The organism is Burkholderia latens (assembly GCF_001718795.1).
Classification (GTDB): domain Bacteria; phylum Pseudomonadota; class Gammaproteobacteria; order Burkholderiales; family Burkholderiaceae; genus Burkholderia; species Burkholderia latens_A.
In genome coordinates, this window is record NZ_CP013438.1 from 1,432,526 (window position 1) to 1,453,759 (window position 21,234).

Here is a 21,234-nt window from a genome sequence, read left to right on the forward strand (position 1 = left end):
CGCCTTTTCCCGCGCGGCTTCCGGCCCTTAGAGCGCCGCTTCTAGGCTCTTGCGGTTTCCGGGTTCACCTACTATCGTTACATCGAACAATGTAACATTCAAAAATGAGCCAAATCGGAGACACCCGGATGAATGCTCGCACGTTGCCTTTCGGCCCGCCCGACCATGACGGCCCGGACGAAGCCATCGACATCGCCATCATCGGCACCGGCTTCGCCGGCCTCGGGATGGCCATCCGCCTGCGACAGACAGGCGTCACCGACTTCGTCGTCCTCGAGAAGGCCGCGTCGGTCGGCGGCACGTGGCGCGACAACCATTACCCCGGGTGTGCATGCGACGTGCAATCGCACGTCTATTCGTTCTCGTTCGCGCCGAACCCGCGCTGGACGCGCATGTTCGCGCCGCAGCCGGAAATCCGCGCGTATCTGGAAGACTGCGTGCAACGCTTCGGCATCGGGCCGCACCTGCGCCTGAACCATGAACTGCAGCGTGCCGAATACGACGAGGCCGCACAACGCTGGCGCCTCTCGTTCGCGAACGGCAAGCGGCTGTCGGCGCGCGTGCTGGTGTCGGGGATGGGCGGCCTGTCACGCGCCGCGCTGCCGGCGATTCCCGGCGTCGAGACGTTCAAGGGCCGCGCGTTCCATTCGCAGCAGTGGGATCACGACTATCCGCTTGAAGGCAAGCGCGTTGCGGTGATCGGCACCGGCGCGAGCGCGATCCAGTTCGTGCCGCAGATCGCGCCGCGCGTGAAGTCGCTCGCGCTGTTCCAGCGCACGCCGCCGTGGATCATGCCGAAGCCCGACCGCAACCTCACGCGCTTCGAGAAATGGCTGTTCCGCACGCTGCCGTTCACGCAGAAGGCGGTGCGCGGCGGCATCTACTGGATGCTCGAATCGCGCGTGCTCGGCTTCGCGATCCATCCGTCGCTGATGAAGAACGTGCAGAAGCTCGCGCTGCGCCATATCCGCAAGCAGATTCCCGATCCGGAGCTGCGCAAGGTCGTCACGCCGAACTACACGCTCGGCTGCAAACGCGTGCTGATCTCGAACGACTATTACCCGGCGCTGTCGCGCAAGAACGTCGACGTGATCACGACCAGCATCGACCGTATCGAAGCCGACGCGGTCGTGACAACCGACGGCAGGCGCCATGAAGTCGATTGCCTGATATACGGCACCGGCTTCCAGGTCGCCGATCCGTATCCGCGCGGCGCCATCGTCGGCCGCGGCGGGCTTGACATCGTCGATGCGTGGCGCGACGGCGCGCATGCGTATCTCGGCACGACGCTGCCCGGCTATCCGAACTTCTTCATGATCGTCGGCCCGAACACGGGGCTGGGCCACAACTCGATGGTGTTCATGATCGAGTCGCAGATCGAATACATCCTCGGCGCGCTGCAGGCGATGCATCGCGAACGCGCGGATGCGATCGAGGTGCGCCCGCTCGTCGAGGCGCAGTACAACAACGACCTGCAGCGCAAGCTGAAGAAGGCGATCTGGTCGACGGGCGGCTGCAAGAGCTGGTATCTCGATCCGCGCACCGGCAAGAACACGACGCTATGGCCGGGCTTCACGTGGCGCTTCCGCCAGGCGACCGCGCACTTCTCGATCGCCGACTACCACGCGTATCGCGCACCGCGCCACGACACGACCGCACGGCCCGCCAGCACGCCTGCCGCTTCCCCGACCCGTTCCGCCGAAGCGGCCTGAGCCACACAAGGAGCCATCGACATGAGAGATTTCGCCAACAAGGTCGCCGCGATCACGGGCGCAGGCTCGGGCATGGGCCGCGCGCTCGCGGTACAGCTCGCGCAGGCCGGCTGCCACGTGTCGCTCGCCGACAAGAACGGCGTCGGCCTCGCCGAAACCGAACGGATCGTGCGCGCGATCTCGCCAAAGGTGCGCGTATCGACACGCGTGCTCGACGTCGGCGATCGCGACGCGATGTTCGCGTGGGCCGACGACACCGCGAAAGAACACGGCAAGGTCAATCTGATCTTCAACAACGCGGGCGTCGCGCTGTCGAGCACGATCGAAGGAATGGACTACGGCGATCTCGAGTGGATCGTGAACATCAACTTCTGGGGCGTCGTGCACGGCACGAAGGCGTTCCTGCCGCATCTGAAGGCGTCGGGCGAAGGCCACGTGATCAACACGTCGAGCATCTTCGGGATCTTCGCGCAGCCCGGGATGAGCGGCTACAACGCGACCAAGTTCGCGGTGCGCGGCTTCACCGAATCGCTGCGCCAGGAACTCGACATGATGAAGTGCGGCGTATCGGCCATATGCGTGCACCCGGGCGGCATCCGCACGAACATCGCGCAGTCGAGCCGCGTCGCGAAGAACATGGTCGGCTTCATCGTCGAGAGCGAGCAGCAAGGCAAGGACAGCTTCGAGAAGTTCTTCATCACGACCGCGGACGACGCCGCGCGCACGATTCTCGCCGGCGTGCGCAGGAACAAGCGCCGCGTGCTGATCGGCCGCGATGCGAAGGCCGCCGACTGGATGGCGCGCGTGCTGCCGGCCGCATACCAGGCGCTCGTCGTGCTGGCAACGCGCCGCGAGGCCGCAAAGGCCCGCCGCGCGGCCGCCCGCTACGGCGCGCCGCCGGCGGCGCCGCTGCAAGCAACGTACAACAACGCAGGCAATCAGGGAGAACAATCATGACGACACCGCACATGATGCCCGTGCGGCGCGACATCCGCTTCGCGCTGCCACCAGAACGCGCGAAGGACTGGCACGTGCAGGGCGTGCCGGTCACGCATTTCATGAACGCGCTGTCGCTGCTGTTTCCGGCCGGCGAGCGTTTCTTCATGGATTCGGTGCGCAACTACCGCGACCGCATCGAGGATCCGGAACTGAAGAAGCAGGTGCTCGGCTTCATCGGCCAGGAAGCGATGCACACGCGCGAACACATCGAGTACAACGACCTGCTGCAGTCCGCCGGCCTGCCCGCGCACAAGCTCGACAAGCGGCTGTGGACGATCCTCGGCTTCTTCAAGAAGACGCTGCCGCATTCGATGCAGCTCGCGATCACGATCGCGCTGGAGCACTACACGGCGATTCTCGCGAACCAGCTGCTGTCGGGCCACGAGCACCGGATCGACGGGTCGGTCGAAGGCTATCAGCAGATGTGGATGTGGCATGCGATGGAGGAAACCGAGCACAAGGCGGTGTCGTACGACGTATGGAACGTCGTGATGAAGCCCGGCCTCGGCAGCTACTTGCTGCGCACCGGCACGATGCTGCTGACCACCGTGATGTTCTGGACGATCGTGTTCGACTTCCACGTGCGGCTGATGCTGTCGCACCGCCGCAAGCATGGCCGGTTCGGCGGCATGTGGCGCCTCGTGAAGTATCTGTACAGCCCGAGGACCGGCGTGTTCCCGAGCATCGCGCGAGAATGGCTCGACTATTTCCGTCCGGGCTTCCATCCGTGGGACCACGACAACCATCGGTACCTGCAGGGGCTCGACACGCTGCTCGCGAACATCGACGCGACCAACGCGCGTTATGCCGCGCAAGCCGCTCCGCGGCGCGTGCCGCTGCATCCGGTTGCGCAGGCGTGACGTCATGGCGCGTGCCCGCGAGATGCTGACCGTCCGCTCCGGCGACGTGAAACTCGCCGTTTATGTCAGCGGCTCGCGGCGCGCGCCGCCGCTGATCCTGGTGCATGGCTATCCCGATTCCGCCGCGGTGTGGGCGCCGGTGCGCGCGCGGCTCGCGCAGCGTTACCGTGTGATCGCATACGACGTGCGCGGCGCCGGCGCATCCGATGCGCCGCGCCGCCGCGCGGACTATTCGCTCGCGCGGCTCGCCGACGATCTGAAGGCCGTCGCCGACGCCACCTGCGGCAACCGGCCGTTTCATCTGGTCGGCCACGACTGGGGATCGATCCAGTGCTGGGAAGCCGTGACCGATCCTGCGTTCCGAGGCCGTATCGCGTCGTATACGTCGATCTCCGGCCCCTGCCTCGATCACGTGTTCCGCGCGAAGATGCGGCTCAAGCAGAGCCTGAAGTCCTGGTACATCGCGTTCTTTCACTTGCCGGTCGTGCCGTCGCTGATCTGGCGGCTGGGCGGCGCCGCGCTGTGGCCGCGCTGGCTGCAACTGACCGAACGCGTGCGGCCCGAGCGCGACCCCGCGCAGTTGAAGAACGCGCTGAACGGGATGCAGCTTTACCGCGCGAACTTCGTCGCGCGGGCGCGCAAGCCGCGCGAGCGGTATGCGCAGGCGCCGGTGCAGATTCTGGTGCCGGTGCGCGATCGCTACGTGACGCCCGAGATGTCGGTCGGTCTCGACCGCTGGCTCGGCGAGCACGTACGCGAGGAGCTCGATGGTGCGCACTGGGTCGTGATACGCAATCCGGATTTGATCGCGGCGCGGATCGACCGGTTCGCGGCTGCGCATGAAAGGCTCACGGTCGCGGCGCCGCCGCCGGCCGCTCAGCGCAACGACGGAAGGCGCTTGAACAGCGTTTCGTAGTCGATCACGAGACCGTCTGCGTCGATGTCCATCTCCGCCGTGAAGTTCCGGAAGATGCCTTCATAGCGATAGCGGCGGCCGGGCTCGATGCACGTGTATGCCTGCTTGACCGGCGTGACGGTCAGGTCGGGCGTCGAGACGTACGCGACGTCGATCGGCCGGCGCTCGCCGCGCGCGAGACGGAGGCGGCCAATCGGCAGCGAATTCGTGAACGGCGTCGCCGCAATGTCGATGTCGACGCAGCCGTCCAGTTCGCGCAGTTCGCGGCCAGCGCCGTCGCGCCAGCGCCCGGCGCCATCGCCGTGCAGTTCCAGCCTGCCGCCGCCCATCACCCTGAGCACCGCGTACTTCGCCCGCCACTGCGGATCGCACTCGACCCGGTACGCGAGCCCGTACGCACGGCCGTACCGCTGACCGACCACGGCGCTCTCGACGACGATGCCGGATTCGCTCCGGTCGAACGTCAGATGCTCGATTCCGTCGCCTTCGAGCGACGTCCAGCGCAGTTCGTGCATTGTCCGGCCTCCTTGGTATCCCGCTTCCGCACATCGTCACACACATTCCGGCTGCCGAAAATGCCACCGTCGAGTCCGGCGCGTGTCATTTGGCTTCGACGTCCATGTCCGGCCCGTCGAACGCCGACCGGATAGCTGCCACGATTCGCGCCGCCCGGCGCCGATCCTCCAACTGCGGATACTGCTGTTTGAGCTTGCGCGTGATTTGCCCAGCCGTTTTCCCTGACGGAGAGAATGATCCGGCCTGCATCCGGGTTCGGCATCTCGACAACTTCCTCGAGTCGCAACTCGCTCAGTGCCGCGCTCAAATCAAACTGCACGGCTTCCTGAACCGCCGCCGCCCCATTCCCACATCAACCACAAATCCCGACTATCCAGAATTCCCTATTCCGGTGCATCGCAGAGTGTCCTATGCTCGCGGCTCATCCCGTTCCGCCGCCGCCATGCATACCGCCCGTTCCGCCTCGCCGTCCGTCGATCTGCGCACTTTGCTGCGCAGCATCGGCCAGATCGTGCTGCAGGCGAACGCGTTCACCGGCGCGCTGCTGGTCGCCGCACTCGCAATGACCGATCTGCGGCTCGCGTGCGCGGCGCTCATCGGCGCGGCCGCCGCCAATTTCACCGCGGTGCTGACCGGCGCGGCGCGCCGCGACGTCGAACAAGGGCTGCACGGCTTCAACGGGGCGCTCGCTGCGCTGGTGGCGGTGCTGTTTGCCCGCGCACCCCTCGCCGCGCTGTTGCTGGCGCCGCTCGCCGCGACGGGCGCCGCACTGGTGCAGCGGGCGATGCGCGCCCCGCTCGCGAAATGGCGCCAGTGTCCGTATTCGAGCCCGTGCCTCGCAGCCACCGCGTTGTGGCTGCCGCTTGTCGCAGTGCAACACGCCCCCGGCAGCGGTCAGGGTGCCACCTTCTCGCTGGATACGTTCGCCGCAGCGCTACTATCCGGCGTCGCCCAAACCACGTTCGCGCAAGGCGCGTCGGCCGGCGCACTGATCGTGGCGGGCATCGCGATCGCGTCGCGTCGCGCCGCCGCATTCGCGCTCGGCGGCGCGATCGTGTCGACCGTATTGCTGATCGCGCTCGGCGCGAGCGGCGGCGCATTCGCCGACGGCGTGCTCGGCTTCAACGGCGCACTCGCCGCGCTCGCGCTGATGTCGCGCGGCGCGCGTGCCGCGCTCGCGGCCGCCGCACTGGCCGCGCTGATCCAATGGCTCGCCATGCAGGCCGGCATCGTCGCGCTCACCGCGCCGTTCGCGCTCGCGTCGTGGATCACGGTCGCCATCGCGCGCCGCGTTACCCTCGGAGAAACCGATGTCGTCATTCGCACACCGTCCTGACACCGTAAAGCCAGGCGGCCCGATCTCGGACGCCGAGCGCCGGCTGCGCGTCGATCTCGCCGCCGCCTATCGCCTCGTCGCGCTGAACGGCTGGGACGACCTGATCTACACGCATCTGTCCGCGACAGTGCCGGGCGAGCCGGGCCATTTCCTGATCAACCCGTTCGGCCTGACGTTCGACGAGGTCCGTGCGTCGAATCTCGTGAAGATCGATCTCGCCGGCAACCGGATCGGCGACGGCGAATACGCGGTCAACGTAACCGGCTTCGCGCTGCATGCGGCCGTGCACGCCGCGCGGCCGGACGCCGTCTGCGTGATGCATCTGCACAATACGGCCGGCATCGCGGTGTCGATCCAGCGCGACGGCCTGCTGCCGGCGTCGCAGCACGCGCTGCGGTTTCACGGCGATCTCGCGTATCACGACTACGAGGCGCTCGCGTTCTCGCCCGCCGAAGGCGCACGGCTGACGGCGAGCCTCGGCGCGAAATCGGCGATGCTGCTGCGCAACCACGGCACGCTGACGGTCGGCCGGACGGTCGCCGAAGCGTATGTTCTGATGGATACGCTGATCAAGGCGTGCGACATCCAGGTGCGCGCACAGGCAAGCGGCGGACCGCTCGTGCTGCCCGAGCCGACGGTCGCCGACCGTACAGCCGAACAACTGCGCGACGGCGGCGCGATCGAGGGCGAACTGGAATGGCCGGCGCTGCTGCGCCGCCTCGACCGGATCGATCCGACGTATCGCGACTGACGCAGGTCGCGGCCCGACGAACTTTCCCACCTCAACCACCGGAGCACCCAGTCATGCCGACTTTCAATATCCAGTTGTTCGAAGGCCGCACGGTCGAACAGAAGCGCGCATTCGTCGAAGCCATCACGCGTGTCACGTGCGAGACGCTCGGCTGCGATCCGGGCTCGGTCGACATCATTCTCGCCGACGTGAAAAAGGAGAATTGGGCGACGGCCGGCAAGCTGTGGAGCGACGAGCGCTGAAAAGCTCCCGGGATCGGTGTGCGTCCAGCCATTGGACGCATGCTACTTGGAGCCAGTTTGTCATCTCGAAATTGGCGCCGGCAATTCGAATATGCCGAAGCCGGCAGCCATCCTGATATATTGCCGCCGACGATCGGCGTCGCCGCAATTAGCTCTCGTAAGCGCACACACGCTCGGTCATTTTCTCAATATAAATACGTCAGCAGTTGTAACGCGTGGGCGGGATGCTAAAGAGGCAAAAAAGTGATCGCCGACAAGCAAATCGCAAGTGTCCTTAACGACATGATCTTCCAAATGGGAGCCGATCTGGATCGCTCCCTGCTGACCGTCAAGGCGTCGTGTCCGGATTCGGAATTCGTCGCCTGCCGCGAATTCGTGTCGCAACTGCTGACCAAGATGCTGCTCGATTTCATGAATCCGCTCTACGCGCGGCACCCCGACCTGAAGCCGCCGGACCTCGCGTGACCCGCCCGCGCGACGCCGGCCGCCGGCGTCGCACGCGGCTTTCATTCTCTGCGCCGCGTTGTGCGCCCGCACATCGCGTTGTCACGCAATGGGCGCATATAATGCGGCACAGACGCAGCAGCCGATGGCCACCCGCCCAGGAGACCGCCATGGAAGCGAAGAACGAGGAAGTCGTCGCACACCTGCTCTCCGATGTCGTCGAATTCGCACGCGAGCGCCTGCCCGAAGCCACGTTCCGGATCGTCGAACCGTTCCTGCATCATTACTACGATTTCGTCGACGCCGACGATCTGCAGAATCGCAGCATCGCCGATCTGTACGGCGCCGCGATGGCGCATTGGCAGACCGCGCAGAAGTTCGTGCCCGGCAGCGAGCGGCTGCGCGTGTACAACCCGATCCTCGAACAGCACGGCTGGCACTCGGACCACACGGTCATCGAGATCGTCAACGACGACATGCCGTTCCTCGTCGACTCGGTGACGATGGCGGTAAACCGCCTCGGGCTCGCGCTGCACTCGGCGCTGCACCCGGTGTTCCGCATCTGGCGCGGCAACAGCGGCGGGATCGAGCGCGTCGACGCCGGCGGCGCAACGCCCGGCGACGGCCAGTCGCAACTCGCATCGTTCATCCATTTCGAAGTCGACCGCTGCGGCGACGCCGCGCTGCTCGACACGCTGCGCGACGACATCGCACACGTGCTGCGCGACGTGCGTGCGTCCGTCGAGGACTGGCCGAAGATCGTCGACATCGCCCGCGCGACGATCAAGGACATGAAAGCGCGGGAATCGACCGCGGAGGACATCGAGGCGCGCGCATTCCTCGAATGGATGGTCGCCGATCACTTCACGTTCCTCGGCCAGCGCGACTACTCGCTGGTATCGGACGGTACCGGCTTCGGGCTGCGCGGCGTCGAAGGTTCCGGCTTCGGGCTGCTGCGCGAAGCGCTGCGCGCGCCCGGCGCACCTGACGTCACGCCGCTGCCACCCGCCGCGGCCGAGATCATCACCGGCCCGTGGCCGATCTTCGTAACCAAGGCGAACTCGCGCGCGACCGTGCACCGGCCCGGCTATCTCGACTACGTCGGCGTGAAGCTGGTCGGCGCCGACGGCAAGATCGTCGGCGAGCGCCGCTTCATCGGGCTCTATACGTCGACCGCCTATTTCGGCTCATACACCGAGATTCCGATCGTGCGCCGCAAATGCGCGAACATCGTGCAGCGCGCCGGCTTCCTGCCGAAGGGACATCTCGGCAAATCGCTCGTGACGGTGCTGGAAACCTATCCGCGCGACGAGCTGTTCCAGGCCGACGAAGATCAGCTCTACGACATCGCGCTCGGCATTCTCCGGCTGCAGGAACACCAGCGCACGCGCCTGTTCGTGCGGCGCGACCGCTTCGACCGCTTCGTGTCGTGTCTCGTGTTCGTGCCGCGCGACAAGTACAACACCGACCTGCGCCGCCGCATCGCGAAGTTGCTGGTGGATGCGTACAACGGCGTGAACGTCGAATTCACGCCGTTGCTGTCGGAATCGGCGATCGCGCGGATTCATTTCGTCGTCCACGCGGAGCCGGGCACGATGCCCGACGTCGACACGCGCGAACTCGAAGCGCGGCTCGTGCAAGTCGCGCGCCGCTGGCAGGACGATCTCGCCGACGCGCTGCTCGACGCGTTCGGCGAAGAGCAAGGCAACCGCCTGCTGCAGCGCTATGCGGATTCCTTCCCGGCCGGCTACCGCGACGACTATCCGGCGCGCACGGCCGTGCGCGACATCGAGCTGATCGAACGCGTGAAGGCGTCGGGCCAGCTCGCGATGAACCTGTACCGCCCGATCGAAGCCGGACCGCGCGCGTTCCGCTTCAAGGTGTATCGCGCGGGCGAGCCGATCGCGCTGTCGCGCAGCCTGCCGATGCTCGAACATCTCGGCGTACGCGTCGACGAGGAGCGGCCGTACCGGATCCAGACGCAGGACGCAGTGCCCGCGTGGGTGCACGATTTTGGCCTCGAGCTTGCCGACGACACAGAGTTCGACATCGAGCGCGTGAAGGCGCTGTTCGAGGATGCATTCGACCGGATCTGGAGCGGGCGCATCGAGAACGACGATTTCAACCGCCTCGTGCTGCGCGCGCAGCTGAGCGCGCGTGAAGTGACAATCGTGCGCGCGTATGCGAAATACCTGCGGCAGGTCGGCTCGACGTTCAGCGACGCCTACATCGAGCGTGCGCTGACCGGCAACCCGGCGATCGCGCGGCAGCTCGTCGAACTGTTCCTGCTGCGCTTCGACCCGGCGATCGGCAGCACGCGCGACGTGCAGGCCGAACGCCTGCTGAACGCGATCGAGGCGGCGCTCGACCAGGTGCCGAACCTCGACGAGGACCGGATCCTGCGCCAGTTCCTCGGCGTGATCAACGCGACCGAACGCACCAACTATTTCATGCACGACGCGAACGGCGAATCGAAGCCGTACCTGTCGTTCAAGTTCAATCCGGCGAAGGTGCCGGGCCTGCCCGAACCGAAACCGATGTTCGAGATCTGGGTGTACTCGCCGCGCGTCGAGGGCGTGCACCTGCGCGGCGGGCGCGTCGCGCGCGGCGGCCTGCGCTGGTCCGACCGCCGCGAGGATTTCCGCACCGAGGTGCTCGGGCTGATGAAGGCGCAGATGGTGAAGAACGTCGTGATCGTGCCGGTCGGCTCGAAAGGCGGCTTCGTCGTGAAGAACCCGCCGCCGCCGAGCGATCGCGAAGCGTGGATGCGGGAAGGGATCGCGTGCTACCAGACGTTCCTGCGCGGGCTGCTCGACCTGACCGACAATCTCGCCGGCAACGCGATCGTGCCGCCGCCAGACGTGGTGCGGCACGATCCCGACGATCCGTATCTCGTCGTCGCGGCCGACAAGGGCACGGCCACCTTCTCCGACTACGCGAACGCGATCTCGCATGAATACGGCTTCTGGCTCGACGACGCGTTCGCGTCCGGCGGGTCGGTCGGTTACGACCACAAGAAGATGGCGATCACCGCACGCGGCGCGTGGGAATCGGTGAAGCGGCATTTCCGCGAGATGGGCGTCGATACGCAGACCACCGACTTCACCGTGGTCGGCATCGGCGACATGTCCGGCGACGTGTTCGGCAACGGAATGCTGCTGTCGCCGCATATCCGGCTCGTCGCGGCATTCGATCACCGGCACGTGTTTCTCGATCCGAACCCCGACCCGGCGACGAGCTTCGCCGAACGCCAGCGAATGTTCGCGCTCGAGCGTTCGAGCTGGGCCGACTACGATACGTCGGTGATTTCGGCGGGCGGCGGCGTCTATCCGCGCACCGCGAAGACGATCCCGCTGTCGCCGGCCGTGCAGGCCGCGCTCGGCATCGACGCACACGCGCTGCCGCCGACCGAGCTGATCCGCGCGATCCTGCAGGCGCCGGTCGACCTGCTTTACAACGGCGGGATCGGCACCTACGTGAAGGCGACGCACGAAACCCATCAGCAGGTCGGCGACCGCGCGAACGACGCGGTGCGCGTGAACGGTGCGGACCTGCGCTGCAAGGTCGTCGGCGAAGGCGGCAACCTCGGCTGCACGCAGTTCGGCCGCATCGAGTTCGCGCAACGCGGCGGGCGCATCAACACCGACGCGATCGACAACTCGGCAGGCGTCGATTGTTCGGATCACGAAGTCAACATCAAGATTCTGCTCGGGCTCGTCGTCGGCGACGGCGAGATGACCGAGAAGCAGCGCAACGCACTGCTCGCGGAGATGACCGACGAAGTCGGGCTGCTCGTGCTGCGTGACAATTACTACCAGACGCAGGCGCTTTCGATCGCCGGCCGCTACAGCGTCGAGCTGCTCGATGCGGAGGCGCGCCTGATGCGCTGGCTCGAACGCGCGGGCCGCCTGAACCGCGTGATCGAATTCCTGCCGACCGACGACGAGATCGCCGAACGACAAACCGCGAAACAGGGCCTCACTTCGCCGGAACGCGCGGTGCTGCTCGCGTACAGCAAGATGTGGCTGTACGACGCGCTGCTCGAATCCGACGTGCCCGAGGATCCGCTGGTCGCCGCGATGCTGGTGGATTATTTCCCGAAGCCGCTGCAACAACGCTTCAGCGAACCGATGCAGCGCCACCCCCTGCGCCGCGAGATTCTCGCAACGCACCTGACCAACGCGCTCGTCAATCGGGTCGGCTGTGCGTTCGTGCATCGGCTAATGGAGGAAACCGACGCGAAACCGGGGGACATCGTGCGCGCATGCATCATGGCGCGCGACGTGTTCGATCTCGATGCGGTGTGGCGCGACATCGACGCGCTCGACAACCGGGTTGCCGACGACGTGCAGGCGCGGATGTTCGTCGACGTCGCGCGGCTGCTGGAACGCGCGGCGCTGTGGTTCCTGCGGCAGCTGCAGTCGGGGGCGGTGGCCGCCGGCGGCGTCGGCGGCCTGATCGCGCGCTGCCGCGACGCGGTCGCGCGCATCGCGCCGCAATTGCCGTCGCTGCTGCCGGCGAGCGATCTCGACGCGTTGTCCGAGCGGCAACGCGTGCTGACCGACGCGGGCGTCGACGGCGCGCTCGCGGCGCGTGTCGCGAGCGGCGACATCTCTGCCGCGCTGCTCGACATCGCCGAAGTCGCAGCGACTTGCGATCGCAGTCTCGAACTGGTGGCGGGCGTCTACTTCTCGCTCGGCACGCTGCTGAACTATGGCTGGATCGGCGAACGCGCGGCGGCGCTGCCGACGCCGACGCACTGGGACATGCTGGCGCGCGCAGCCGCGCTCGCGGAAGTCGCGCGGCTCAAGCGCACGCTCGCGACCAGCGCATTCGCGGAATCGGCGGATTCGACGTCGCCGGACGCGATCGTCGATGCATGGCGCGAGCGACGCGACGCGGCACTGCAACGCTACGAGCACCTGCTGGCCGACCTGCGCGCGTCGGGTGGAGCAAGCCTCGCGGTGCTGCTCGTCGTCGTGCGCGAAATGGCCGTGCTCGAACGCGCGTGATGAACGTCGATGGTCGCGGCGGACGCCACGCGCGTGCGGGCCGCCAGCGGCGTCACACCGTCGCGACCAGCAACTCTTCCGCGTTGTTCGGCGGACGCAGGCCGTCGGTCCGATCGGCGAAGTAGCGACGCGCGAGATCCGCGGCCGACACATGCTCGGCGCGCGCAAAGCCCGCTTGCCGCGCGAGCGCGCGGATTTCTGCCGGCATGAAGAAGCTGATGAACGGCGTACCGCTTGCGCGCGCGCCCTTCGCGGCCATTTCGAGGCCCGGGCGCACGTCCGGATCTGCATGTTCGAGCGGCAGCAGGAACGTCATCGCGAACGTCGAGCCCGGCGCGAGCGACGCGACTTCGCGCAATGCGGCTGCGTTCGCTTCGCGCGTCAGGTACATGCTCACGCCGGTGGACACCACGACCGCCGGCTTGCCCGTGTCGAAACCCGCGCGCACGAGCGCGTCGCGCCAAGACTCCTTCGCCTCGAAATCGACCGGCACGAACCGCAGCCAGTCCGGCACGCCGAAGCCGAGCTCGCTCAGACGGCTGCGTTTCCACGCCTGCGGCGCCGGCTGGTCGACCTCGAAGACGGTCACGCGCGACGCCATCTCGGGCCGGCGCTGCACAAAGCTGTCCAGGCCCGCGCCAAGGATCACGTACTGGGTCGCACCGTGCGCGGCCTGCTCGATGACGAGATCCTCGATGAAACGCGCCCGCGCGACGATCGACGCTCGAAAGGACCGCGTGAACTGCGGATCCATGTCGCCGCGCTGCTGCCAGCCGGGTGCGGGCGCGAGCAGGCGCAGCCCGACCTCGTCGGCAAGCACGTGCGGCGGCGCATCGCACGCCACGTGCAGCGCGCGCCACAGCGCGACGCGCGCGGCGGTGCTGTCCGGCGCGCCCTGTTCGCGATCGTGATCGGACATCGCCTTCGCCTCACGCGCTCGACGTGCCGGGCGCCTGCAGGCGCCACACGCGGCCGTCGGGATCGCGCACGGTCATGTCGCGCGTGCCCCAGTGCGTATCCTCGAACGGCGTGACGACGTCGACGATCGGTTGCGGCCGCACTGCACGCTCGTCGGGCACCTTCAGCACCACCTGCATGCCGGGCGTCTCGGTTGCCGGCACTTCGGCGATGAACAGGAACGGGCCGTCGCCGTTTCGCAGCTGGCCCGAGTTGTGATCGGTTTCGAATTCCAGCGTGAAACCCAGCGCCTGGAAGAACTTCGCCGACTTGCCCCAGTTGTGCGTGGTCAGGTACACGGCTTCGATTCGCTCGGATGACATGTCAATCCTCCTGGGTGGACGGGCCGGCCCCGGGCGGCGGAGCGGCCAGGTACGCACGCAATGCGTCGGCCACGAGCGCGGACAGCGACTGCTCCGTCTCGATGGCGCGATGCTTGACCTGCCGGATCAGGCTCAGCGGCAGGTACACGTTGAATTGCTTCACTTCTTCGTCGGTCATGGGGGGCTAGTATGCTAGCAAAATAGCAAAAGTCAACCGATGAGCCGAAAGCGGCCGCAGCGTGCGGCGCAGGGTTCCCTGCTCCGCGATGCCGCCACGGCCCGCTTGCCGCGCAGTCACATCGTGTCTGCCCGCGCGGCCACCCGCGCAAACAGCGCGTCGAGATCGAAGCCGGTCGTATCGATGCCGATGGTGTCGCGCAGGCAGGCGCCCCACGCGGCCGCGTCGTCGAAGGTGACCGTGCGCCCGGCGCCCGCCGCGTCGCGCAGCGTCAGCACGGTGTTGAACAGTGCCGCGCGGCCGTCGGGCAGCACGCGGCATGCGATCAGGTCGTTGACGAAGATCGATTCGGGATACGTCGACGTGAACCAGTTCGCGGCTTCGTAATCGATCCATTCGGCCGGTTTCAGCGAAAACCGGTAAGTGGTCTGCCAGCCGTCGGGGATTTCGAACTCCATGTCGAACTCGCCATCGACGGGCGCGGCGACGACGCGAAACGCGCCGTGCGGCGTCGGCTGCCGCTCGCCCGGCGCGAAGCGTAGCGGCGCGGTGAGCGTCGCGCTGCCGAAGCCGATGTCCGCGAGCCATGCCGCGCCGTCGACGTCGATGCGCAGCAACATGTGCGTCTGCGCAGTGACGACTTCCGGCGGGCGCATCCAGCGCACGCGCGCGATCAGCGGCGTCACGCGAAAGCCGATCGTCGTGAGTGCGGTGTGGAAAAGTTTGTTGAGCTCGAAGCAGTAGCCGCCGCGCCGGTGTGCAATCACCTTGTCGACGATCGCGGGCAGGTCGAGCGCGACGCGCGCGCCGGTCAGCGGATTCAGGTTTTCGAACGGAATCGCCTGCGGATGCAGCAGATGCAGCCGGCGCAGCACGTCGAGCGTCGGCTCGGCCGGGCCGTCATAGCCGATGCGGGCGAAGTAGCGCGGGAGGTCGAACGAGTCAGTCATGGATGAACCGGCACCGGGAACTGGGAACACGCCACGATAGCATCGAGCGAAATCCCCATGTTGCCCGGGGTCTGTTCGTGCGGATAACGCCCGCGCGCCGCGCCCCCTTTGATCCCGGATCGCCGCGCACGGCGCCGGCACCGCGCGCCGCTTCGGCTGCGTTACGGCAGCAGCTTCAGCGCGGACGACGCGACCGGCGGCACCGAAATGCCCTGGCGAGTCGCGAACTGCACGGCCTCGCTGAGCGTCGACGCCAGTGACTGCAGCTGGCTCGGCGCACTTTGCGCGATATACGACGCGGCCTGCATGTTCTGCGGATTCAGCCCTGCCTGCAGCAGCGACGCGGCGCTCGCCGAACCAAGGCTGCCGAGCCCCGGCTGCAACTGCGAGTACTGCGTGAGGCCTTGGCCGAGCGACGCGAGGCCGTTGCTGAACGCCTGCTTGTCGATCGGGCCGTGCGATGCGCCGCCGCTCGCGAAGGCCTGGCCGAGCGCCTGCGACACCGACTGCTGCGCGCCGCCCATCTGCGACAGCGCGGCCGGCGTCAGCGCATCGCCGCCGCCGAGCAGGCTCGCGGCCTGCTGCGCCTGGCCGGCCGCGCCGGTCAGCCCCATCGCCGACGCGAGCGACGACTGCCCGGCCAGCACCTGCTGGTTCGCGCCGACGTACGCCTGCATCAGTTGCGCGACGCCGCCCTGCGACGGAGCGGCCTGCTGCTGCCCGCCGCCGAGCAGCGCCGATCCGATCGACTGCAGGTCGAGCTGCGCATGCGCGGCGCCGTGTACGCCCAACAGGATGCCGAGTGCGAGGCTCGCGGATGCGAGTTGCTTGCCCGTCGCGCGAATGTGTTTCATCTGTGCTCCCTCGTGCCGGAAATATCGAGGCCGATATTGTCGAAGCGCGTCGCGCGCGGCCGCAACGACTGAAACACATCGAAACGAAATCGCGGGCCGCGGCCGCTTGCAATTCGGTCGTCGCGTCATGCCGCCGCGCGCATTCCATCGTGTTTGCCGACCGAGATCACGCAAGCATCGAAATTCGTTCCTGTGGCGCGCGAATATCGCGCGCTCCGGTTTCGGGACCGCCGCTGCAGCGCGTCAGACCGCCATCCAGTCGGGCAGCCTGCGGCCGACCCAATCGGCCGCGCGCTCGTAGCCGCGCGCGAGCTGCAGTACCTCGAGATCCGCGCGCGGACGGCCGATCAGCTGCATCCCCATCGGCAAGCCGGCGTCGTTGAAGCCGACCGGCACGCTGATCACCGGGCATCCGGCCAGCGTCCAGGGGACGACCGTTTCCATCCAGCGGTGATACGTATCCATCGCGCGGCCGGCGATTTCCTTCGGCCAGCGCTGCCCGATGTCGAACGGGAACACCTGCGCGGTCGGCGCCGCGATGAAGTCGTAGCGATCGAAAAAGCTCAGCACCGCCTGATGCCACGCAGTGCGCTCGACGCTCGCGTCGAACGCGTCGGCAGCCTGCATCGCGAGCAGCCCTTCGACCTCGTAGATCGCCTCGGGCTTCAGCAGCGCGCGGCGCGCCGGGTCGCGATAGTGCGCGAGCAGCCCGCCGCCCGACAACAGATGCCGATGCGCCAGCCACAGCCGCCAGATCCGCTCGGGCGCGAATGCCGGCAGCGCCGCATCGACGTCGCAGCCGATCTCGCGCAGCGTCGCGAGCCCCTGTTCGCACTGCGCGAGCACGCCCGGCTCGGTCGCGAGATAGCCGTTCCAGTCGCCGACCCACGCGATGCGCTGGCCGCGCAGATCCCTGTCGAGCGGCTCCGCAAACACGGCGGGATCTTCGGCGAGCGACAGCGGATCGTTCGGATCGTAACCGGCCTGGATCGCGAGCAACTGTGCGACGTCGCCGACCGTGCGGCCCATCGGCCCTTCGGTGCCGAGCTGCTGCATGTACACGTCGACGCCCGGCCAGCGCGGCACGCGCCCCTGCGACGGACGGAACCCGTAGATGTTGCAGAACGCGGCCGGATTGCGCAAAGAGCCGCCGAAGTCGCTGCCGTCGGCCACCGGCAGCATCCGCGATGCGAGCGCCGCGGCCGTGCCGCCGCTGCTGCCGCCCGCGCTCTTCGTCAGGTCGTACGGATTGCGCGTCGCGCCGTGCACTTCGTTGAACGTGTGCGAGCCGAGCCCGAACTCCGGCGTATTGGTCTTGCCGATGAAGATCGCGCCCGCGGCACGCAGCCGCGCCGCGCCGACCGAATCGGCTTGCGGTACGTTATCGCGAAAAAGCGGCGACCCGTAGGTCGTCCGCAGCCCTTTCGTCATCGCGAGATCCTTCGGCGCCTGCGGCATCCCGTGCAGCCAGCCGTGATACTCGCCGCGGGCGAGCGCGGCGTCCTTTTCGGCGGCTTCAGCGAGCAGCGTATCGCGATCGCGCAGCGAGATCAGCGCGTTCACCGCGCCGTTCACGCGCGCGACGTGATCGAGATACGCGCGCATCGTCTCGACGCACGACACCGCCTTGCTGCGGATCGCCGACGCAAGCTCGCCGGCCGACAGGCGCACGATCGGGTCGACGGGGATGGAAGCGGGCGCGAGAAGCTGCGGGGCGCGGTGCGGCATGCGAAGTCTCCTGGGATCGATGTCGGATGGGGGCAAGCGACGGCCCCGAGGGCGGCCGGAGCGGCCGCCGCGCGGCGCCACGCCGCACGCCGATGCTCTACTCTACGCGACGCCGGATCGCCGACCTCCGATATTTTCCGCGGCGATTCATCGAGGAACCGACTAAATCGGCGTCACGCGCGGCCGGTTGGCGAAAACGTTTATGCGCATAAACTTAAATTTCTTATATTTCTAATTGGCGCAACGACAAGGCCGTCATTGACGATATTTTTACGCGGCCGACCGAACTCTTTAGACCTCGCGATCCCGCGGAAAGCTACGCTGCAACCATCTCGACTCTGGGGTATTCCTCATGCTCAAGCTGCTGGTGCCGGTCGGCCATTCGCCGCGCTCGCTTCACGCGGTCCGTCATGCGGCGTTCCTGTATAGCGAGCGCTGCGCGTCGGAGGTCGTGCTCGTCAACGTACAGATGCCGCTCGAGGCAACGCGGCTCGAGGCGTTTCATCCGCTGTCTCGATTGCGTTCGATCGAAGACAGCTTTGCGTGCGCCGATCTCGCGATGGCCGAACGAATCTTGCGGGAAGCCGGTGTGCGGTACAGCGTGGTGAAGAAGGTCGGGCCGGTGGCCGATACGATCGCGGCCGTCGCGGCGGAGACCGGCTGCGACGAAATTGTCGTCGTCGCGCCGAGACACGGCCCGTTGCATCGGCTGCTGTCGATGTTCACGCGCAGCGTGATGAGCCGGCTCGTCCGTATTTCGAATGTGCCGGTGACGGCGGTGCAATGAACGCGGCGTCAGCGTCGCCGTGGGAAGCCGGTTGCCGGCACGCGCGACGGCTGATTGCCGGGCGACCGGCGATGCGCTCGAACCCGATGCCGTCGGCATCGAAACCCACGGCGTCGACGTTTCTCTTTCGAGGTGACGCGCGACGGTTGCGCGCGGTATAACGCTTACTTGATGGCCTTGCGCCAGAACACGAGGTAAGTCGCCAACGACGATGCGCCCAGCAAAATCAGCCACAATGGCGCCATGCTGATCAGCACGGAAGAAACATTAAGCATCTGGATTCCTCACTATTTCGATAGCGATGTCGAACACGTATCTGCTGCGTACGGAACCGCCGTGCCCATCGCCTGCCGCACATCGTGCTCCGTTGAAACATGCATTCATGCTATCGCGCTGACCGGCCGCGCGATCGCCTTGCCCCGCGCGCATCCTGACATTCGTCAAACTAGCGTCAATCGCACCGCGATCGCGGCCGGCCGCCACGCCCATGCGCCATTCGCCCCGCGAAAACGGGACACGATCAGGCTGCGCCACCGTCTTTCAGCAGACGTTTACCGGGGGAAGCCCCAAGTGATTCGACGAACGAGTCCGCGTTACGCTTGCGCGACGAGGAGACGAATCATGAGACGAGTCGTACACATCGCTTTTTTCGCGTTGCTGACCTACCTGATCGGCGATCGCGCGCTGCTGCATGCGCAAGGCCGCGATGCGAGCCCGATCGCGTGTTCGCAGGGAGCCGAACAGGTGAAATTCGACGCGCTCAGCCGGGGTTTCGGCAGCGCGGCCGCCGACAGCCAGCGCGAGGCGTTCATGTCCGGCTGTCTTGTGACCGGCCGCGGCGACCGCGACGTCGCGATGGCGGCACGTTGACGTCGGGCGACCCGGGCGGGGTGCCCGGACACCCGCCGCTTTAGCCGCAGCCGGCATAACCGGCTCCCCCGCTCTTCGCACTGCGCCGCCCGCAGCGGTTTCCCCCATCACGCGCATCCGCGCTCCATCCGGCACCCGATGCAATCGATGAACGGGCGACGCCGCATCGCCAACGCGTCGTTGCGGTAGCAACCGGCCAGTATCGCGCGGCAACTTCGAGCGTCGCTGCCGTTGCGCCCCCACTCTGTTCGAATCGACCGTCGTACGCGGGCAGCCACCGCCCGTTCCTGCGCACCGGCTACAGCAGACGCGGGCGCCGCACCGCTCGCGACACTCTCCGGCAACCCGCCGCCCACGGCCCCTCCGCCTTTCGTGCGGCCCGGGCACGCCAATTGCGGCTCGATTACCCCTCCCCACGGGTCGCAATCATGAACGACAACGAGTCCCTCGATTCCGCGCCGCCTCGTGCGCATGCGGCAACGTGGCTCCGCCGCCTTGGGCCGGGCCTCATCACCGGCGCGGCTGACGACGATCCGTCCGGAATCGGTACGTACTCGCAGGCCGGCGCGCAGTTCGGGTTCGAGCTGCTCTGGTCGCTGCTGCTGACCTATCCGCTGATGACGGCCATCCAGCTCGTCAGCGCACGAATCGGCCGCGTGACCGGCAAGGGCCTTGCGTCGAACATGCGCGCGCACTACCCGGCATGGCTGCTCTACGTCACTGTCGTGCTGCTGATCGTCGCGAATGTGATCAACATCGCGGCCGACCTGTCGGCGATGGGTGCCGCGGTCAATCTGCTGCTGCACGGCCCGCAGCAGTTGTACGTCGTGTGCCTGGGCGGCATATCGGCCGTGCTGCAGATTTTCGTGCCCTACGAACGTTATGCCCGCCTGCTCAAGTGGACCGCGCTCGTGCTGCTCGCCTATGTCGCAGTCGCGCTTGTCGTGCCGGTCGATTGGGCCGACGTCGGCCGCGCGCTCGTGCTGCCGCACGTCCAATTGAGCGCCGGTTACCTGACTACGGTCGTCGCCGTGCTCGGCACGACGATCAGCCCTTACCTGTTCTTCTGGCAAGCGTCGCAGGAAGTCGAGGAGCTGCACGCGGCGCCGAATCAGCGGCCGCTGCGGCGCATGCCACATCAGGCGCCCGCGCAATTGCGGCGCATCAATTTCGACACGTGGGTGGGCATGGGCGTGTCCAACGTGATCGCATTCTTCATCACGCTGACGGCGGCGGCCACGCTCAACCGGCATCACATCGACGTGAAGACGTCGGCGGATGCCGCGCGCGCGCTCGAACCCATCGCAGGGCATTTCGCGTACATGCTGTTCGCGCTCGGGATCATAGGCACCGGCCTGCTGGCGTTGCCGGTGCTCGCCGGATCGGCCGCATACGCGGCCGCGGGCACGTTTCGGTGGCGCAACAGCCTCGCGCTGCGCATCGGCGTCGCGCCGGAGTTCTATGCGGTCATCGCGCTCGCGATCGTCGGCGGCGTCGCGATTACGTTCATGCATTTCGACCCGATCCGCGCACTCTACTGGAGCGCGGTGATCAACGGCCTCGCCGCCGTGCCGATCATGATCGTGATGATGCTGATGGCTGGAAGCACGCGCATCATGGGCGAGTTCGCCGTCAAGGGGATGCTCGCGTGGGGCGGCTGGGTGGCGACGGCCGCGATGGCGATCGCGGCGATCGGCGTGTTCGTGCCCGGTTGAGCGCACGCGGTTACACCGACGCGCGACCGCGTCGCATCGGCGAAGCAGCGGGCTCGCGTGCACGGCATCCGCACTGGAGGCGCC

The 21,234-nt window shown here is 67.1% G+C and carries 19 protein-coding genes; 12 read left to right on the forward strand and 7 right to left on the reverse strand.

What is annotated here, in order from left to right; genetic code table 11:
- The first annotated feature begins 128 nt into the window (after positions 1-128).
- Genes WK25_RS25685 through WK25_RS25700 form a run of 4 tightly spaced genes read left to right on the forward strand, consistent with a single transcriptional unit; the run spans position 129 to position 4,487 of the window.
- Positions 129-1,712 carry a flavin-containing monooxygenase gene (locus tag WK25_RS25685; RefSeq protein WP_069243102.1) on the forward strand — a complete coding sequence of 528 codons (1,584 nt, stop codon included), beginning with the start codon at positions 129-131 and terminating at the stop codon, positions 1,710-1,712.
- Positions 1,713-1,733: 21 nt separating this feature from the next.
- Positions 1,734-2,669, forward strand: a complete 936-nt coding sequence (locus WK25_RS25690; RefSeq protein ID WP_069243103.1) for an SDR family NAD(P)-dependent oxidoreductase — start codon at positions 1,734-1,736, stop codon at positions 2,667-2,669.
- Positions 2,666-3,571, forward strand: a complete 906-nt coding sequence (locus WK25_RS25695; protein ID WP_040140189.1) for a metal-dependent hydrolase — start codon at positions 2,666-2,668, stop codon at positions 3,569-3,571. The genes WK25_RS25690 and WK25_RS25695 overlap by 4 nt, the downstream gene beginning before the upstream one ends.
- Positions 3,572-3,575: 4 nt before the next feature.
- Positions 3,576-4,487 carry an alpha/beta fold hydrolase gene (locus tag WK25_RS25700; RefSeq protein WP_069243542.1) on the forward strand — a complete coding sequence of 304 codons (912 nt, stop codon included), beginning with the start codon at positions 3,576-3,578 and terminating at the stop codon, positions 4,485-4,487.
- Here the strand turns inward: WK25_RS25700 and WK25_RS25705 are convergent.
- The gene (locus WK25_RS25705; protein WP_069243104.1) at positions 4,448-5,002 is read right to left on the reverse strand and encodes a putative glycolipid-binding domain-containing protein; all 555 of its coding nucleotides are present in this window, start codon (positions 5,000-5,002) and stop codon (positions 4,448-4,450) included. The two genes, WK25_RS25700 and WK25_RS25705, sit on opposite strands and share 40 nt — an antisense overlap.
- A gap of 443 nt (positions 5,003-5,445) precedes the next feature.
- On the opposite strand from WK25_RS25705, the gene WK25_RS25710 reads away from it, so the two are divergent.
- The 5 genes from WK25_RS25710 (at position 5,446) to WK25_RS25730 (ending at position 12,788) form a co-directional block, all read left to right on the forward strand.
- On the forward strand, positions 5,446-6,339 hold the full coding sequence (locus WK25_RS25710; protein WP_069243105.1) for an urea transporter: 894 nt from the start codon (positions 5,446-5,448) through the stop codon (positions 6,337-6,339).
- Positions 6,314-7,090 (forward strand): class II aldolase/adducin family protein, encoded by a 777-nt coding sequence (locus WK25_RS25715; RefSeq protein ID WP_069243106.1) that lies wholly within the window; start codon positions 6,314-6,316, stop codon positions 7,088-7,090. The genes WK25_RS25710 and WK25_RS25715 overlap by 26 nt, the downstream gene beginning before the upstream one ends.
- Positions 7,091-7,143: 53 nt before the next feature.
- A complete protein-coding gene (locus WK25_RS25720; protein ID WP_014898956.1) occupies positions 7,144-7,332 on the forward strand; it encodes a 4-oxalocrotonate tautomerase in 189 nt (62 codons plus the stop codon).
- Positions 7,333-7,575: 243 nt separating this feature from the next.
- A complete protein-coding gene (locus WK25_RS25725; protein ID WP_069243107.1) occupies positions 7,576-7,797 on the forward strand; it encodes a hypothetical protein in 222 nt (73 codons plus the stop codon).
- Positions 7,798-7,946: 149 nt separating this feature from the next.
- Entirely contained in the window at positions 7,947-12,788 is a 4,842-nt protein-coding gene (locus WK25_RS25730; protein ID WP_069243108.1) for an NAD-glutamate dehydrogenase, read from the forward strand.
- Positions 12,789-12,840: 52 nt separating this feature from the next.
- Here the strand turns inward: WK25_RS25730 and WK25_RS25735 are convergent, their stop codons facing one another.
- The 6 genes from WK25_RS25735 to WK25_RS25760 all read right to left on the reverse strand — a co-directional run bounded on the left by WK25_RS25735 (position 12,841) and on the right by WK25_RS25760 (position 17,778).
- Positions 12,841-13,707 carry a class I SAM-dependent methyltransferase gene (locus WK25_RS25735; RefSeq protein ID WP_069243109.1) on the reverse strand — a complete coding sequence of 289 codons (867 nt, stop codon included), beginning with the start codon at positions 13,705-13,707 and terminating at the stop codon, positions 12,841-12,843.
- A gap of 10 nt (positions 13,708-13,717) precedes the next feature.
- Positions 13,718-14,068: a VOC family protein gene (locus tag WK25_RS25740; protein WP_069243110.1), complete on the reverse strand. Its 351-nt coding sequence runs from the start codon at positions 14,066-14,068 to the stop codon at positions 13,718-13,720.
- Position 14,069: 1 nt separating this feature from the next.
- Entirely contained in the window at positions 14,070-14,246 is a 177-nt protein-coding gene (locus tag WK25_RS25745) for a ribbon-helix-helix domain-containing protein (protein ID WP_040140209.1), read from the reverse strand.
- A 116-nt stretch (positions 14,247-14,362) separates the two neighbouring features.
- Positions 14,363-15,196, reverse strand: coding sequence for an arylamine N-acetyltransferase family protein (locus tag WK25_RS25750; RefSeq protein ID WP_069243111.1), 834 nt, complete (start codon positions 15,194-15,196; stop codon positions 14,363-14,365).
- Positions 15,197-15,357: 161 nt separating this feature from the next.
- Positions 15,358-16,050: a hypothetical protein gene (locus WK25_RS25755; protein WP_069243112.1), complete on the reverse strand. Its 693-nt coding sequence runs from the start codon at positions 16,048-16,050 to the stop codon at positions 15,358-15,360.
- A 243-nt stretch (positions 16,051-16,293) separates the two neighbouring features.
- Entirely contained in the window at positions 16,294-17,778 is a 1,485-nt protein-coding gene (locus WK25_RS25760) for an amidase (protein WP_069243113.1), read from the reverse strand.
- A gap of 352 nt (positions 17,779-18,130) precedes the next feature.
- On the opposite strand from WK25_RS25760, the gene WK25_RS25765 reads away from it, so the two are divergent.
- The 3 genes from WK25_RS25765 (at position 18,131) to WK25_RS25775 (ending at position 21,150) form a co-directional block, all read left to right on the forward strand.
- Positions 18,131-18,565, forward strand: coding sequence for a universal stress protein (locus WK25_RS25765; RefSeq protein WP_069243114.1), 435 nt, complete (start codon positions 18,131-18,133; stop codon positions 18,563-18,565).
- 621 nt (positions 18,566-19,186) lie between these two features.
- The gene (locus WK25_RS25770; protein WP_040140216.1) at positions 19,187-19,435 is read left to right on the forward strand and encodes a hypothetical protein; all 249 of its coding nucleotides are present in this window, start codon (positions 19,187-19,189) and stop codon (positions 19,433-19,435) included.
- Between the two features lie 428 nt (positions 19,436-19,863).
- The gene (locus tag WK25_RS25775) at positions 19,864-21,150 is read left to right on the forward strand and encodes an Nramp family divalent metal transporter (RefSeq protein ID WP_040140218.1); all 1,287 of its coding nucleotides are present in this window, start codon (positions 19,864-19,866) and stop codon (positions 21,148-21,150) included.
- Positions 21,151-21,234: the final 84 nt, after the last annotated feature.